At 34.5% G+C, this 17,791-nt stretch carries 9 protein-coding genes; all 9 read left to right on the top strand.

What is annotated here, in order from left to right; genetic code table 11:
- Positions 1-16: 16 nt before the first annotated feature.
- The 9 genes from JOD96_RS20685 (at position 17) to sprA (ending at position 17,763) form a co-directional block, all read left to right on the top strand.
- Positions 17-1,207, top strand: a complete 1,191-nt coding sequence (locus tag JOD96_RS20685) for a cytochrome c oxidase subunit II (RefSeq protein ID WP_209566132.1) — start codon at positions 17-19, stop codon at positions 1,205-1,207.
- A gap of 30 nt (positions 1,208-1,237) precedes the next feature.
- Positions 1,238-3,040: a cbb3-type cytochrome c oxidase subunit I gene (locus JOD96_RS20680; protein ID WP_209566131.1), complete on the top strand. Its 1,803-nt coding sequence runs from the start codon at positions 1,238-1,240 to the stop codon at positions 3,038-3,040.
- 106 nt (positions 3,041-3,146) lie between these two features.
- Positions 3,147-4,169: a Holliday junction branch migration DNA helicase RuvB gene (gene ruvB / locus JOD96_RS20675; RefSeq protein ID WP_209566130.1), complete on the top strand. Its 1,023-nt coding sequence runs from the start codon at positions 3,147-3,149 to the stop codon at positions 4,167-4,169.
- A gap of 231 nt (positions 4,170-4,400) precedes the next feature.
- Positions 4,401-5,753, top strand: a complete 1,353-nt coding sequence (locus JOD96_RS20670) for a cytochrome P450 (RefSeq protein WP_209566129.1) — start codon at positions 4,401-4,403, stop codon at positions 5,751-5,753.
- Entirely contained in the window at positions 5,746-6,669 is a 924-nt protein-coding gene (gene queG, locus JOD96_RS20665; RefSeq protein ID WP_209566128.1) for a tRNA epoxyqueuosine(34) reductase QueG, read from the top strand. The genes JOD96_RS20670 and queG overlap by 8 nt, the downstream gene beginning before the upstream one ends.
- A gap of 268 nt (positions 6,670-6,937) precedes the next feature.
- On the top strand, positions 6,938-7,363 hold the full coding sequence (locus tag JOD96_RS20660) for a CBS domain-containing protein (RefSeq protein ID WP_209566127.1): 426 nt from the start codon (positions 6,938-6,940) through the stop codon (positions 7,361-7,363).
- A gap of 158 nt (positions 7,364-7,521) precedes the next feature.
- Positions 7,522-9,813, top strand: coding sequence for an NADP-dependent malic enzyme (locus JOD96_RS20655; RefSeq protein WP_209566126.1), 2,292 nt, complete (start codon positions 7,522-7,524; stop codon positions 9,811-9,813).
- A gap of 63 nt (positions 9,814-9,876) precedes the next feature.
- Entirely contained in the window at positions 9,877-10,458 is a 582-nt protein-coding gene (gene ruvA / locus JOD96_RS20650) for a Holliday junction branch migration protein RuvA (RefSeq protein ID WP_209566125.1), read from the top strand.
- A gap of 24 nt (positions 10,459-10,482) precedes the next feature.
- The gene (gene sprA / locus JOD96_RS20645; protein ID WP_209566124.1) at positions 10,483-17,763 is read left to right on the top strand and encodes a cell surface protein SprA; all 7,281 of its coding nucleotides are present in this window, start codon (positions 10,483-10,485) and stop codon (positions 17,761-17,763) included.
- The last annotated feature ends 28 nt before the right edge of the window (positions 17,764-17,791 follow it).

The raw sequence follows: 17,791 nt of genomic DNA, 5'->3' as shown, positions 1-17,791 counted from the left end.
TTAAAGAAGTAAACAGATGACAAGTTTGTTGGTAATTATAGTTTTAGTTTTATTAGCAGTTGCATTATGGCAATTGACCAGGATATTTGATCTTACTCAAGTAGGATCTTCTTCGGACGATTCTCAAATTGCATCAGATAATGATAATAATATCCAAGGATATATTATGTTTGGCTTCTTGGCTTTCATTTATATATTTACAATTTACGGTCTACTAAAATGGGGTAATTTAGCACTTCATACTCCTGCTTCTGAGCATGGAATTTTAGTAGATAGTTTAATGAATATTACCTGGGTTTTAATTTTTACAGTTCAGGTTATTACTCAAGGTTTACTATATTGGTTTTCTTTTAAAAATAGAGGACATAAAGATAGAAAAGCTTTATTCTTTGCAGATAGTAATAAATTAGAAGCAATCTGGAGTATTATTCCTTCTGTAGTTTTAGCTTGTTTAATTCTTTATGGATTATATGCTTGGAACAACATTATGTTTGTTGATAAAGATGAAGATGTTATTGAAATAGAGTTATATGCTCAACAATTTAAATGGACTGCAAGATATGCAGGAAATGATAATACTTTAGGAAAAGCAAACGTACGTTTAATCGAAGGTGTTAATACTTTAGGAGTTGATATGTCAGATAAAAACTCTGAGGATGATATCGTAGTAAGCGAATTGCATATTCCTAAAGGGAAAAAAGTACATTTTAAAATGCGTTCTCAAGACGTATTACACTCTGCTTATATGCCTCACTTTAGAGCGCAAATGAACTGTGTTCCGGGAATGGTAACTGAATTTGCCTTTGTACCTACATATACAACTGCTGAGTACAGAGAATTACCTTTTATGGTAGAAAAAGTAGCACACATTAATAAACTTAGGGCAGAGAAAAGTGCTGAGCTAGTTGCTAAAGGTGGTACTGCTTTGGATCCTTATACATTTGATTATTTATTATTATGTAATAAAATCTGTGGAGCTTCACATTACAACATGCAAATGAAAGTAGTTGTTGATACACCGGAAGATTATAAAAAATGGTTAAGCGAAAAAACTACTTTAGCTCAGGATATTAAAGCGGCTGCCGCGGCAGAGAAACCAGCTGCAGTTGAAGGAGCTAAAACATCTACAGACAGCACTGTTAAGGATACTGTTAAAGCAGTTATTGATACTGTTAAAGCTGCTGTAGCTAAAGTTGCTATGAAATAATATTATTAAGAAAATTTAAAGTACACATATATGTCAGCAGAAGCGCACGATCACGATCACGGACACGATCACGAGCACGAACATCATCATAAAGAAACGTTCATTACTAAATACATATTTAGTATTGATCACAAAATGATTGCAAAGCAATATTTGATTACCGGTATTATTATGGGTGTCATTGGTGTTGCAATGTCCTTGCTTTTCAGAATGCAGTTAGCATGGCCAGAAGAGTCTTTCAAAATATTTAATGTTTTATTAGGAGATAAATTTGCACCAGACGGTGTAATGGCTAATGATATTTATCTGGCTTTAGTAACAATCCATGGTACCATAATGGTATTCTTTGTACTGACAGCTGGTTTAAGTGGAACTTTTAGCAATTTACTTATTCCACTTCAGATTGGAGCAAGAGATATGGCTTCTGGATTTATGAACATGATTTCATACTGGTTGTTCTTCTTATCTGCTGTAATTATGTTGTCTTCTTTATTCGTTGAAGCTGGACCAGCTTCTGCAGGTTGGACAATTTATCCGCCATTAAGTGCTTTACCACAAGCAATTCCAGGATCTGGAACAGGTATGACTTTATGGTTAGTTTCGATGGCTATCTTTATTGCATCTTCATTAATGGGATCTTTAAATTATATCGTAACTGTTATCAATTTAAGAACAAAAGGAATGTCTATGACCAGACTTCCACTTACTATCTGGACATTTTTCGTAACAGCTATTATTGGTGTAATATCATTCCCGGTATTATTATCAGCTGCATTATTATTAATTTTTGATAGAAGTTTTGGTACTTCATTCTTCTTATCGGATATTTATATTGCTGGTGAAGTTTTACATTATCAAGGAGGATCTCCAGTATTGTTTGAACACTTATTTTGGTTCTTAGGACACCCGGAGGTTTATATTGTAATTTTACCTGCAATGGGTCTTGTTTCTGAAATTATGGCTACGAATTCTCGTAAACCAATTTTCGGATACAGAGCGATGATTATGTCAGTTCTTGCAATTGCATTCTTATCTACTATTGTATGGGGACACCATATGTTTATTTCAGGTATGAATCCTTTCTTAGGATCTGTATTTACTTTTACTACTTTATTGATTGCAATTCCATCTGCTGTAAAAGCGTTTAACTGGATTACAACTTTATGGAAAGGTAACTTACAATTCAACCCTGCAATGTTGTTCTCTATCGGAATGGTTTCAACTTTCATTACCGGAGGTTTAACAGGAATCATTTTAGGAGATAGTACCTTAGATATTAACGTTCACGATACTTACTTTGTAATTGCTCACTTTCACTTAGTAATGGGTATTTCTGCACTTTACGGAATGTTTGCTGGTATTTACCACTGGTTCCCTAAAATGTACGGAAGAATGTTGAATAAGAACTTAGGTTACATTCACTTTTGGGTAACAGCGGTTTGTGCTTACGGAGTATTCTTCCCGATGCACTTTATTGGATTAGCTGGTTTACCAAGACGTTATTATACAAACACCAACTTTCCGTTATTTGATGATTTACAAAATGTGAATGTTTTAATTACAACATTTGCTCTTGTGGGAGGTGCTTTCCAGTTAGTATTCTTATACAATTTCTTTAGTAGTATTTTCTACGGTAAGAAAGCAGTTCAGAATCCATGGAAATCTACAACATTAGAGTGGACAACTCCGGTTGAACATATCCACGGTAACTGGCCGGGTGAAATTCCTCACGTTTATCGTTGGCCGTATGACTACAGTAACCCAAATCATGATGTAGATTTTGTTCCTCAAAATGTACCAATGAAAGAAGGTGAAGAAGTTTTACACCATTAAAATATTAAAAGGCTATCCATTTGGATAGCCTTTTTTGCATTCGTTAAAAATTAATCTCTCTGTTAATACTGTTTTTCAAACTGATTAGTTTGCATATCTTTGTAAAATGAATGAAAACTTAGATCCTACTACAAAAGGATACAACTCAGAAGAATTAGATCTTGAAAAAAGACTGCGTCCTCTGTCATTTGATGATTTTGCCGGTCAGGACCAGGTCTTAGAAAACTTAAAAGTCTTTGTCGCAGCAGCTAATCAGCGTGGCGAGGCACTTGATCATACACTTTTTCATGGACCTCCCGGATTGGGTAAAACAACTTTGGCGAATATTTTGGCGAATGAACTTGAAGTAGGAATCAAAATCACTTCAGGACCAGTTCTGGATAAGCCCGGAGATTTAGCCGGACTACTAACCAATTTGGATGAAAGAGATGTTTTGTTCATTGATGAAATTCATCGTTTAAGCCCTATTGTAGAAGAATATTTATATTCAGCAATGGAAGATTTCAAAATTGATATTATGATTGAATCCGGACCTAATGCCAGAACGGTTCAAATCAATTTAAATCCTTTTACATTAATTGGTGCAACAACCCGTTCAGGTTTGTTAACAGCTCCTATGCGTGCACGTTTTGGGATTTCATCAAGATTACAATATTACACAACTGAACTTTTGACAACTATTGTTGAAAGAAGTTCATCAATATTAAAAATGCCTATTGATATTGCTGCCGCAATAGAAATTGCCGGTCGAAGCCGCGGCACACCTCGTATTGCAAATGCTTTATTACGCAGGGTTCGCGATTTTGCACAAATAAAAGGAAATGGCACTATTGATATTGAAATAGCTAAGTATGCATTAAATGCTCTTAATGTTGATGCACATGGACTTGATGAGATGGATAATAAAATTTTATTAACGATCATTAATAAGTTTAAAGGTGGACCGGTTGGTCTTTCTACTTTAGCGACAGCTGTTTCTGAAAGCAGTGAAACTATTGAAGAAGTTTATGAGCCTTTCTTGATTCAGGAAGGTTTTATCATGCGTACACCTCGCGGTCGTGAAGTTACTGATAAGGCTTACAAACATTTGGGCAAGATAAATATTAATATTCAAGGTGGATTATTTTAAAATATACTATGAAGTATTTCATTTTATTTTTACTGTTTACTTGCTTCAGTTCTTTTGGCAAACAAAGTATTTTGCCTCATCTTGCTTATGGAAGTCATCTCAATAGGCAGATACTGAAATTCAGAATATAAAAGATATTAGAATGGGATCCATACAGCATAATAAATAAATTAGATTAATAAGAAAAAATAAACACCATAGTATGGGTGGATTGTTTTAATTCTATTCAAAATGTCTGAAAATAGAAAATATAATTATCCAAAAAGGCTTTCAATATTGAGATTTTTTCTGGATGCTGAAGGTATTCGTAGAAACCCAATTCCGTTTCATAAAAGATATTTTGATGAGTTTGGTGATTCTTTCTCCATTAAAATTGGAAAATCAAGAAACATCATCTTATCGAGAGATAATGACATTGCACAATACATACTACAGAAGCATCATAAAAATTATCATAAATCTAAGTTTCAATCTGTCTATCTGTCAAAATATTTAGGTAAAGGACTTTTAACTGTTGATGGCGAATTTTGGTTAAAACAAAGAAGACTTATTCAGCCAGCTTTTCATAAACAAAAAATGAATCAGTTAGTTGAAAATATGAGGGAGATTATTATCTATGAGTTAGAAGATTTAGCAGAAGATAAGCAGGTTGATCTTTTTCCGATTATGAGTGAATTAGCATTTAATGTTGTGGCTAAATCATTGTTTCAGTTTTCGATTTCTGATCAAAAATTAAATCGGATTAAATTTATTATCGAAGAAGTTCAAAACTTTCTGATAAAAGAAATTCGACTTCCGCATAAAGCTTGGTGGTTTTCAATAAGTGGGCAGGTAAAAAAGCATCTTGCACTGGCAGAGGAAAATAATAAGATTATTAAGCAGATTATTGAAGAAAGATCTTCTTCTGAAAATGAAGTTAACGATCTGCTTAATATGCTTCTTGAAACGCGATATGAAGACAGTGGAGAAGGGATGACAATAAATCAATTAATAGATGAAATTAAAATTTTGTTTATTGCCGGGCACGAAACAACAGCAAATGCATTGACTTTTACCCTTTTCCTTTTGGGTAACAATCCAGCAGTACAACAGCAGGTATTTGATGAAGTTACCAAAATCCAGTCAGAAACTGAAGATGTTGTCGAACAACTTCAAAAAATGGTTTATACTAATGCTGTCCTAAATGAGTCTATGCGCTTGTATCCGCCTGCCTGGATTACGGACCGACAAAATGTAGAAGATGATACTTTAGGTCAATTTAATATAAAAAAAGGAACTTTAATTGGGGTTTCTTTTTATGAATTGCATCGAAATCCCAAATATTGGAATAATCCGGATGAGTTCAATCCGGAACGTTTTCTTGGTGATCAAAAGAAACATTCCATGCAATATTTTTACCCTTTTGGTGCTGGTCCCAGAATGTGTATTGGAGCAGGATTTGCTATTTATGAGATGTGTTTGACGATATCTCACATTGTTAAAAATTACAGCATTATTTCAGTAAAAAATACTGTAGATTTTAATCCATTAATTACATTAAAACCAGTTGATGTAAAAGTTGTTTTTTCAAATAGAAATGATTAATTCTAAAGAAACATATTCAAAGTTTATAAAAGCTGAGGCAAAAAGACTTGGCTTTATGTCTTGTGGAATATCTAAAGCAGGCTTTCTGGAAGAAGAAGCCCCAAGGCTGGAAAATTGGCTAAATAAAAATCATAATGGACAAATGGCATATATGGCAAACCATTTTGATAAACGTCTGGATCCAACTTTATTGGTTGACGATGCCAAAAGCGTAGTCTCACTTTTACTTAATTATTATCCGGACTCCTCTCAAAACAGCGAAAGTTTTAAGATTTCCAAGTATGCTTATGGGCAGGATTATCATTTGGTCATTAAAGAAAAATTAAAGGAATTTCTGCATTCTATACAAGAAAATATTGGCGAAGTGTCAGGGCGCGCTTTTGTAGATTCGGCTCCTGTTTTAGACAAAGCATGGGCGGCAAAAAGTGGTTTGGGATGGATTGGTAAAAATAGCAATTTGTTAACGCAAAAAATTGGCTCTTTTTATTTTATTGCTGAGCTTATTTTAGATTTAGATTTAGAATATGACCATGCCACAACCGATCATTGTGGTTCTTGTACTGCATGTATTGATGCGTGCCCGACTCAGGCAATTGTTGCGCCATATGTGGTAGATGGCAGTAAATGCATTTCTTATTATACAATAGAGTTAAAAGAAAATATTCCTTTTGAAATGAAAGGAAAATTTGATGAGTGGATGTTTGGCTGTGATACATGTCAGGATGTTTGTCCTTGGAACCGATTTTCTAAACCTCATTCGGAACCATTATTTAATCCGAATCCTGATTTACTTTCTTTTTCAAAAAAAGACTGGATCGAAATTACTGAAGAAACTTTCAGTATTGTCTTTAAAGATTCACCAATTAAAAGAACAAAATTTAGTGGCTTAAAGCGTAATATTAATTTTTTGGAATAATATTTTTTTCTTCTGATTTTTTTATAAGGTTCTTTTTTGGGTTTGTATAAAAATGTTATTTTTTTATTTCTGTAAGAAGATTTTGTAAAATTTATAAATTTTTCATAAAAAAATATCCAAAATGTATCTTTCCTTTACGGGATAATTCTTAAAACTTAAATTATGTTGTATTATGTTTAAAATGAATGTGTTATGTTCCTAAAAAATAATATTGCTTGCTGTTTATGTTCATTTTTTTTTAACTTTATAGGAATAAAATTTTTCAGATATGACTGTAGCACAAATACTTAACGCAAAAGGAAAAAATGTTTACTCAGTGCTTTCTACAACCACCGTTTACGAAGCACTAAAAGTAATGGGAGAGAAAAACATAGGAGCAATTCTGGTTATAGATGATTCCGATTTAAAAGGAATATTGTCTGAAAGGGATTATGCCAGAAAAATTATTCTGAAAGACAGATCCTCAAAAGAAACTTTTGTACATGAAATCATGGAAAGTAATATTTTTTCGGTACAGCTTTCAAATAACATTGAAGATTGCATGGAGCTTATGAGCAGTAAACGTATCAGACATTTACCTGTAATAGAAGATGGTATTGTAGTCGGAATAATTTCTATCAGTGATGTTGTAAAGGCAATTATAGAGATTCAGAAAGATACAATTCAACATTTAAATTCTTATATTTCGCAGTAATTACAATCTAAAAAAGATACTTAAAAAAATAGTCCGGATATTGTCGGACTATTTTTTTTTGACCCCCATAATTGTTATTTTAACAAAAGAAAGCTACAAAAACATGCCATTTTAATCGAAGACTTATATCTTTGTAAGCTAGAATAAAAGCTAAAACAATGAGTAAAGACAATAAAAGAGAAGAGGCATTATTATATCATTCTAAGCCAACTCCAGGGAAAATTCAGGTAGTACCAACAAAAAAATATGCAACTCAGAGAGATTTGTCTCTTGCATATTCACCAGGTGTTGCAGAGCCATGTTTAGAAATTGAAAAAAATATTGAGGACGTATATAAATATACAGCAAAAGGAAACTTAGTAGCTGTAATCTCAAACGGAACAGCTGTTCTGGGGCTTGGAGATATTGGTCCGGAAGCTTCTAAGCCTGTTATGGAAGGAAAAGGTTTGTTGTTTAAAATATTTTCTGATATTGATGTCTTTGATATTGAAATTGGAACAAAAGATATTGAAGAATTTATTCAGACTGTAAAAAATATTGCTCCAACTTTTGGAGGAATTAACCTGGAAGATATTAAAGCTCCCGAATCTTTTGAAATTGAAAGAAGACTGGTTGCAGAATTGGACATCCCGGTAATGCACGACGATCAGCATGGTACGGCAATTATTTCTTCTGCAGCTTTAATTAATGCACTTGAAATAGCGGGAAAAAAAGCAGAAGACGTAAAAATGGTAGTTTCAGGAGCAGGTTCTGCCGCGATAGCCTGTACTGATCTATATGTCTTATTAGGAGTAAAAGTTGAAAATATTTTAATGTTCAATAGCAAAGGACTTCTAACAAAAGATAATCCTTCATTATCAGAATTACAATTAAAATATGCCATAAACGGACCTTCAGTAGATTTAGCAGAAGCCATAAAAGGTGCCGATGTTTTCATAGGATTATCTTCAGGAAATATTTTGTCTCCGGAAATGTTGCTGTCAATGGCAGCCAATCCAATTGTTTTTGCAATGGCCAATCCAAATCCGGAAATCGATTATAATTTAGCTGTTGAGACAAGAAAAGATGTTATTATGGCCACAGGTCGTTCTGATTTTCCTAATCAGGTAAATAACGTTCTTGGTTTTCCATATATTTTTAGAGGAGCACTTGATGTAAGAGCTACAAAAATTAATGAGGCAATGAAAATGGCTGCTGTAAAAGCTTTAGCTATTTTAGCAAAAGAGCCAGTACCGGAGCAGGTAAACGTAGCTTACGGAGCAACAAAATTAGGATTTGGCCAGGAATATATTATTCCGAAACCATTTGACCCAAGATTGATTACAATTGTAGCACCTGCAGTTGCAAGAGCAGCTATGGAATCAGGAGTTGCAAAAAATCCTATTACAGACTGGGCAGCTTATGAAGATACACTTCGTGAGCGTATGGGCAATGATAACAAAATGGTTCGTTTGATGACTAACCGTGCCAAATTAGATCCTAAAAGAGTTGTTTTTGCTGAAGCAGATCAGTTGAATGTTCTAAAAGCAGCACAAATTGTTCATGAAGACGGAATTGGTTTTCCAATTTTATTAGGCGATAAGGGAACCATTTTAGAACTAAAAAAAGAACTAGGTTTTGATGCCGAAGTAAAAATTATAGATCCTAAAACGACAGAAGAAGAGGCAAGACGAAATAAATTTGCCAATTCTTTTTGGTCAACAAGAGAAAGAAGAGGTGTTTCTTTACTTGACGCACAAAAATTCATGCGCGAAAGAAACTATTTTGCAGCCATGATGGTTAACGAAGGCGAAGCAGATGCTTTAGTAACAGGATACTCAAGAAGTTACCCAAGTGTTGTAAAACCAATGCTGCAATTAATTGAGAAAGCACATGGTGCTTCTCTGGTTGCTACAGCCAATATGATGCTTACTTCTCGCGGACCAATGTTTTTGTCAGATACGGCAATAAATATTAATCCAACCTCTGAAGACTTAGTAAATATTGCGGTCATGACTGCAAAAACTGCAAAAATGTTTGGAGTTGAGCCTGTTATAGCAATGGTTTCATTTTCAAACTTTGGATCATCAACAAGTCCTGGTGCATCAAAAGTAAGAGATGCTGTAGCTTATTTGCACAAAAACCATCCGGACATGATTGTTGACGGAGAAATTCAGGCCGATTTTGCGTTGAATCCGGAGATGCTGCAGGAAAAATTCCCGTTCTCAAAATTAGCAGGAAAAAAAGTAAACACATTGATTTTTCCTAACTTAGAATCAGCCAATATTACTTACAAATTACTAAAAGAATTATATAAAGTAAATTCTATCGGGCCAATTATGATGGGTATGGGTAAACCAGTCCATATTTTCCAATTGGGTGCAAGTGTTGAGGAGATGGTGAATATGGCAGCTATAGCTGTTATTGACGCACAGGAAAAAGAAAACAAAAAAAATAAATTAGCTAAATAGTATTAAAATTAAGATCGGATAAATTGTCTTATTTTTATTATATTTGATTCAATAAATTATACTATGATAGCACATTTGCAGGGGAAATTAGTAGAAAAAAATCCCACAGAAGTTGTGATTGATTGTGGCGGAGTAGGATATCATGTTAATATCTCTTTACACACATTTTCTCTTCTTCCCAATGCTGATTTTATAAAATTGTATACGCATCTTCTGATAAAAGAAGATGCGCATACTTTATTCGGGTTTGTAGAAAAGTCAGAGAGAGAAATATTTAGAATGTTATTGTCTGTTTCAGGAATTGGCGCTAACATAGCCAGAACCATGTTGTCTTCAATAGAACCCAGACAAATTATTAATGCCATTGCCTCTGGAGATGTCGGTGTAATACAATCAATAAAAGGGATTGGAAACAAAACGGCGCAGAGAGTTATACTTGATTTGAAGGAAAAAGTGTTAAAATTGTACGATTTGGATGAAGTTTCGGTAGTCCAGAACAATACAAATAGAGATGAAGCGTTATCTGCTTTGGAAGTTTTAGGTTTTATCCGTAAAACATCTGAAAAAGTAGTCGAAAAGATCGTTAAAGAAGATCCGGAAGCAACGGCAGAAACGATCATTAAAAAAGCATTAAAAAGCTTATAAACTCATTTTATATAAACGAATTGTATGCGTAAAATTGGTATTTTTTTACTGGTTTTATTTTGCGGTAATGTTTTGCGTTCGCAAGTAAATCCAGCAGTTCAAGATACAACAAAAACTCAGTTCTCTGTTGGGAAATTTGAGTTAGAAAATCCTCCGAGCATACTTTCGGCTTATAAATACGACCCTATTACAGACAGGTATATCTACACAAGTACCGTTGATGGTTTTTCCATTGATTATCCAATTGTTCTGACTCCGAAAGAGTATGAAGATTTAGTTCTGAAAGAATCCAGAAGAGAATATTTCAGAAAAAAAATGGATGCAATTGATGGTAAAAAAGAAGGAAGCGAAGCTGCTAAAAAAGATTTACTTCCAAGATATTATATTAATTCAAGCCTTTTCGAAAGTGTTTTTGGCAGCAATACAATTGATGTAAAGCCCACAGGATCAGTAGAAATGGACTTGGGAATACGTTATACAAAACAAGACAACCCTTCTTTTTCTCCAAGAAACCGATCAAGTCTCACTTTTGATTTTGATCAGAGAATCAGCATGAGCTTAATGGGGAAAGTTGGTACGAGGTTAGAAGTAAATGCCAACTATGATACCCAATCAACATTTGCATTTCAAAATTTATTTAAGCTTGCTTACACACCTTCAGAGGATGATATTGTTCAAAAAGTAGAAGTCGGTAACGTTAGCATGCCGCTGAACAGTACCCTGATTCGGGGTGCACAAAGTTTGTTTGGAGTAAAAGCACAGCTGCAATTTGGTAAGACAACAGTAACCGGAGTTTTTTCAGAACAAAAGTCTCAGACAAAAAGTATAGTTGCAGAAGGTGGCGGTACAGTACAGAACTTTGATTTATATGCTTTAGACTACGATAATGACAGGCACTTCTTCTTATCGCAATATTTTAGAAACAGATACGATGCTTCTCTAAAGAAATATCCTTTTATAGATAGCCGTGTTCAGATCACAAGACTCGAAGTTTGGGTTACAAACAAACAAAACCGAGTAAGCACCACCAATAATAACCTAAGAAATGTTATTGCACTTCAGGATTTAGGAGAAGCGCAAATACCTGGTATTCCCGATAATGAAGTTGTAGTAATTGGTTCTACAGCTGGTTTTTTTAATCCGGCTAAACCCATTGGGTCACCAACAGACAATGAAAATAATATGTATGACCCGAAATCGATTGGTAGACCAGGGTACTTTTTAAATCAGAATATTAGAGAAATTGTTACCGCAAAATCGGGATTCAATAATCCAAATACAAGTGAAGGAACAGATTATTCTGTACTGGAAAATGCAAGAAAGTTAACCACAAACGAATATACTTTTAATGCGCAATTAGGGTACATCTCTTTACAACAGCGTTTAGCAAATGACGAAATTCTGGCAGTTGCTTTTGAATACACTGTTGGTGGTGAGGTATATCAGGTTGGTGAATTTGGTAGTGATGGAGTTGATGGTACAGTGGTTACCGGAGACAACAGTTCTAACCAGACCATTATTACTCAAAGTTTGATTTTAAAAATGCTGAAAAGCAGTTTGACAAACGTAAACAATCCTGTTTGGGATTTGATGATGAAAAACGTTTACCAGATTCCTCAGGCTTATCAAATTAAACAAGACGATTTTAGATTAAACATTCTTTATACAGATCCATCACCTATAAATTATATTTCACCTGTTTCAGGAAGTAGTTTCCCAGCTAATCCTGCTCCGGAAGATAAGGTAGAGCAAACCCCATTATTAAATGTTTTTAACGTAGATCAGTTAAATTATAATAATGATCCTCAAACAGGGGGAGATGGTTTCTTTGATTATATCCCGGGTATTACGGTAGATGCTCAAAACGGTCGAATAATTTTTACCACAAAAGAGCCTTTCGGAGAGCTTTTATTCAGAAAATTGCAAACTACACCGGGAGAAGATTATAATAACACAACCACTTATAACGTAAACCAGCAGAAATATGTGTACAGGAAGATGTATAAAAGTACACAATCTGATGCTTTGCAGGAAAGCGATAAAAACAAATTTTTATTACGCGGTAAATATAAATCATCAGGAAGTAATGGTATTCCAATCGGAGCATTTAATGTTCCGCAAGGGTCGGTTGTGGTTACAGCGGCCGGAAGAGTTTTGGTAGAAGGTGTCGATTATAGTGTCGATTATCAATTAGGAAGAGTTCAGATTTTAGATCCATCACTTCAGGCATCGAATACACCAATTGAAGTTTCTTTAGAAAACAATTCAATTTTCGGACAGCAGACCCGAAGATTTGTAGGGTTCAATATCGAACATAAAATTTCTGATAATTTTGTTGTTGGAGGTACTTTCTTAAAAATGACAGAAAGACCATTTACCCAAAAATCAAGTTATGGACAAGAATCTGTAAATAATACAATTTATGGAGTTAATGGAAACTTTTCAACAGAAGTCCCTTTCTTTACCAGATTAGTAAACAAACTTCCGAATATTGACACAGATGTTCCTTCAAATCTTTCGATTCGTGGAGAAGTTGCTTTTTTAAAGCCTGATGCACCAAAAGCAAGTGATTTTGAAGGAGAGGCAACGATTTATATAGATGACTTCGAAGGTTCACAATCAACAATCGATATGCGTTCAGCATATGCATGGAGTTTAGCTTCAACTCCATTTATAACCAAGGAAGGCGATCCTACTTTTAATGCAAATTTTGATGATTTAAAATATGGTTATAAAAGATCAAAATTAGCGTGGTATACTATAGATCCAGTTTTTTATTCGTCTAAGCCATCCGGAATTTCAAACGATGATTTATCATTAAATACAACAAGGAGAGTTTATAGTAAAGAATTATATCCAAATACAGATATTGCCCAGGGACAAATTCAGGTTATTAATACGCTCGACTTAACTTATTATCCATCAGAAAGAGGACCATATAATAACAGCCCGACTTTCAGTTCAGATCCCGTAACGTCTAATTATGGAGGGATTATGCGAGCCTTAAATTCAACCAATTTTGAACAGGGGAATGTAGAATATGTTCAGTTTTGGGTACTTGATCCATATGTTGGAAACGGACAGGCACAGCCTACTAATACGGGAAAAATCTATTTTAACTTAGGTGAAATCTCTGAAGATGTATTAAAAGATAATAGAAAACAATACGAAAACGGCTTAGGCCCTGATCAGGTAATGGTAAAACCGCAGCCATTGTGGGGTGATGTTCCTGCGTCTCAGTCTTTGATTTATGCTTTTGATACTAATGCAGATAATCGTAAAAATCAGGACGTTGGTTTAGATGGTTTGCCCGATGCCAGAGAAGCTTCGATTTATACTAATTACGCTTCTGAGCCCGATCCTGCAGGAGATAATTACAAATACTATCTAAATACAGATGGGGGCGTTCAGGATCGTTATAAAAATTATAATGGTATTGAGGGCAACTCTCCTGTAAGTATAGATGATCCCAATCGTGGATCTACAACCCTGCCTGATGTGGAAGATATTAATCGTGACAATACAATGAACACGATCAATGCTTATTATGAATATAGTATTGAAATGAGGCCTAATATGCAAGTAGGAGAAAACTACATTACAGATATTCGTGAGCCTGAGACAGTAGGTGATGTCGAATTGCCAAACGGTACAACAACAAAAGCGAGATGGATTCAGTTTAAAATTCCTGTTTCTCAGCCTCAAAATACTATAGGGAACATTACAGATTTTAGATCTATCCGATTCATGCGTATGTTTATGACCGGTTTCAACGATCAGATGACAATGCGTTTTGGAGCTCTCGATTTAGTAAGAGGAGAGTGGAGAAGATATACAGGAACATTGGATGCAAACGATGTAACTCCTGATGATGATGGTACTGACTTTGATGTTCAGGCAGTGAATGTGCAGGAGAATGATACAAAATGTCCTGTAAACTATGTTATACCTCCAGGAGTACAAAGAGAGCAATTATATAACAATAATACAGTTATCAATCAAAACGAACAATCATTAGCGTTACGTATTTCTGGTGGAGGATTACAATATAAGGATTCAAGAGCAGTTTTTAAAAATGTTAGTGTTGATATGCGTCAGTATAAAAAACTTAAAATGTTTTTACACGCAGAATCTTTACCAAGTCAGGAAGAATTAGCTGATGACGAAATGGTCGGATTTCTTCGTTTTGGAAATGATTTTACACAAAATTACTATCAGGTAGAAATCCCTCTAAAAGTAACAAGACCGGCAGGATCTTGTGCTGTAAGTGCAGACCAGGTCTGGATGGAACAAAATGATATTGATCTGGCCCTGGAATTACTGACCAGAATGAAAATCAAGGGAATGAAAATTGATATTAATTCTGCCAAAAGAGATATCAACGGTGTTTATTACCCTGATGATGATGTCGACTTAATTGAAGAAGGTGGTGACGGCGATAGCAAACTGAAATTAGGAATCAAAGGAAATCCTAACTTTGGTTTGGTAAGAAACTTAATGGTCGGAGTAAAAAGTACAGCAGAGCATAAGAACCTACAAGGAGAAGTATGGTTTAATGAACTTCGTATGTCGGATCTGGAGAATAAGGGCGGAATGGCGGCAATATTGAGTGTAGATACTAACATGGCAGATTTTGCTACTCTTTCTGCAACCGGCCGTAAAAGTACAATCGGTTTTGGAGCACTTGAAGAAGGAGCTAATGAAAGAGATCGTGAAGATGTTCAGCAATATAATATTGTAACGAATCTAAACTTAGGACAATTATTGCCACATAAGTGGGGAATCAATTTGCCTTTTAATTATGCTATTGGTGAAGAAGTCATTACGCCGGAATATGATCCTTTTAATCAGGATATTAAACTAGATCAGTTGCTAAGAGAAACGACTGACGCAGCCGAAAGAGATAACATCAGAACCCGTGCGGTTGATTATACAAAAAGAAAAAGCATCAACTTTATAGGAGTAAGAAAAGACAGAGCTCCTGAGCAAAAGCCACATATTTATGATGTTGAGAATTTTACGTTCTCACAATCTTACAATCAGGTAGAGCGTCACGATTATGAAGTAGAAGATTATGAGGATGAGCAGTCAAATACAGCTGTAAATTATGCTTATACTTTTCAGCCAAAAGAGATAGTTCCTTTTAAGAAGACACAGTTCATGAAAAAAAGTGATTACTGGAAATTGTTAAGTGATTTTAATTTTAATTATTTGCCATCAAACATTACTTTCAATACTAATATTTTAAGACAAAGTAACCGTCAGCAATACAGAGAAGTTGAAGTTGAAGGAATTGGGCTTGATCCGCTTTACAGAAGAAATTTTGCATTTAATTATCAATATGGTTTTGGTTATAACTTAACAAAATCATTAAAATTAAATTATACGGCCGCATCTAATAATATAGTTCGGAACTTCTTAAATGATGATAATTCACCTAAAGAAGATTTTAATATCTGGGATGACTATTGGGATATTGGAACGCCAAATCAGCATTTGCAGCAATTAGTATTAAATTATGAAATTCCGATAAACAAAATTCCGGTTTTCAGCTTTATAAAAGCGAGTTATTCTTATACTGCCGATTACAGCTGGCAACGATCATCGACTGCTTTTTCTCAATATGAAGAAGAAAATCCAGATGGTACAACAACGATGTACGATTTAGGAAATACGATTCAGAACGCCAACTCAAATACTTTGACAGCAACATTTAACATGAATATGTTGTATAAATATTTGGGTCTGACTCCAGGTGGAAAAAAACCTGCTAAACCTAAAACTGCTGCGCCGCCAAAACCAGGTGAGAAAATTGTAAATACAGCAAAACCGGCGACAAGCAGCAATCCATTTTATGATGGTTTGATTGGTGTCCTGACAAGTGTAAAAAATATTCAGGTTAATTATACTAAAAACAGTGGAACTGTTTTGCCGGGTTATACACCTGGTGTTGGTTTCTTCGGAACTTCAAAACCTTCGTTGGGATTTGTTTTTGGAAGTCAGGATGATGTACGATACGAAGCAGCTAAAAATGGATGGTTAACAGATTACCAGGATTTCAATCAGAATTTTACACAGGTAACAAACAAAACTTTGAAAGTTACTACAAACATTGATTTATTTCCTGATTTAAAAATTGATCTGACAATGGACAGATCCTATTCTGAAAATAATTCTGAGCAATATTCTGTTAGGGAATCAGACAATCTGTATATGCCTTTGTCACGTTATACTTATGGTATGTTTTCAATATCAACAGTGTTAATTAAAACATCTTTTTCTACGAGCAATGAATTTGAATCCGCAGCATTTGATGATTTTAGAAACAATCGTTTGATTATTGCTAATCGTTTAGCAGAAGGTTATTACGGAGCAGGAAACCCAATACCGAGATATGATGTTAATCAAATTCCTGCACCGCCAACAAATCCTAACGATGAGGATCCGTTTAAGAAGCAAAGAGAAATATATGCGGCCAATCAAGGGTATCCAATAGGGTATGGAAAAGGTAATCAGGCTGTATTATTGCCTGCTTTCTTAGCTGCCTATTCGGGAGGTGATGCAGAAAAGTCATCAACAGGAATTTTTAGAAATTTCCCGATTCCAAACTGGAGTATAAAATACAATGGGTTAATGCGTTATAAATTCTTTAAAGATAAGTTTAAGCGTTTCTCATTGCAGCATAATTATAGAGCATCTTATACAATTAATCAGTTCAGATCTAATTTTGATTATGAGAAAGCGATATCAAATCCTGCCGAGAATCCAATGCTGGATCCGAATACTTACAATTTCTACAACAAGACAATCATGTCAAATGTGAATTTGGTAGAACAGTTTAGCCCGCTTATGAGAGTAGATTTTGAATTGAAAAGTTCATTAAGAGTGCTTACCGAAATTAAAAAAGACAGAGCTTTGTCAATGAGTTTTGATAATAACTTACTTACTGAGGTAAAAGGAATTGAATATGTTGTAGGACTAGGATATCGTTTTAAAGATGTTATCTTCTCGTCTAGACTTGCTGACAGTCCAACGGGAATTATTAAAAGTGACATCAATATAAAGGCAGATTTCTCTTTAAGAAAGAATGAAACATTAGTACGTTATCTGGATTACGAAAATAATCAACTGGCTGCCGGACAAAACATCTGGTCATTAAAGCTTACGGCAGATTATTCGTTTAGTAAAAATCTAACGGCTATATTTTATTACGATCACTCGTTCTCAAAAGCAGTAATTTCGACATCATTTCCATTAACTAATATTAGATCAGGCTTTACACTTCGTTATAATTTCGGAAATTAATTTTTGAATTTCTAAAGTAGATTTCATT

It is taken from the genome of Flavobacterium sp. 1355 (genome assembly GCF_017833415.1).
Lineage (GTDB): Bacteria > Bacteroidota > Bacteroidia > Flavobacteriales > Flavobacteriaceae > Flavobacterium.
Note: the sequence above shows the minus strand (reverse complement) of the source record. Positions and strands in the feature narration are given on the sequence as shown.

Coding starts and splice junctions, on each gene's coding strand:
- ruvB (WP_209566130.1), top strand. CDS start 3,147: ATGAATGAAAACTTAGATCCTACTACAAAAGGATACAACTCAGAAGAA.
- JOD96_RS20680 (WP_209566131.1), top strand. CDS start 1,238: ATGTCAGCAGAAGCGCACGATCACGATCACGGACACGATCACGAGCAC.
- queG (WP_209566128.1), top strand. CDS start 5,746: ATGATTAATTCTAAAGAAACATATTCAAAGTTTATAAAAGCTGAGGCA.
- JOD96_RS20655 (WP_209566126.1), top strand. CDS start 7,522: ATGAGTAAAGACAATAAAAGAGAAGAGGCATTATTATATCATTCTAAG.
- ruvA (WP_209566125.1), top strand. CDS start 9,877: ATGATAGCACATTTGCAGGGGAAATTAGTAGAAAAAAATCCCACAGAA.
- sprA (WP_209566124.1), top strand. CDS start 10,483: ATGCGTAAAATTGGTATTTTTTTACTGGTTTTATTTTGCGGTAATGTT.
- JOD96_RS20660 (WP_209566127.1), top strand. CDS start 6,938: ATGACTGTAGCACAAATACTTAACGCAAAAGGAAAAAATGTTTACTCA.
- JOD96_RS20685 (WP_209566132.1), top strand. CDS start 17: ATGACAAGTTTGTTGGTAATTATAGTTTTAGTTTTATTAGCAGTTGCA.
- JOD96_RS20670 (WP_209566129.1), top strand. CDS start 4,401: ATGTCTGAAAATAGAAAATATAATTATCCAAAAAGGCTTTCAATATTG.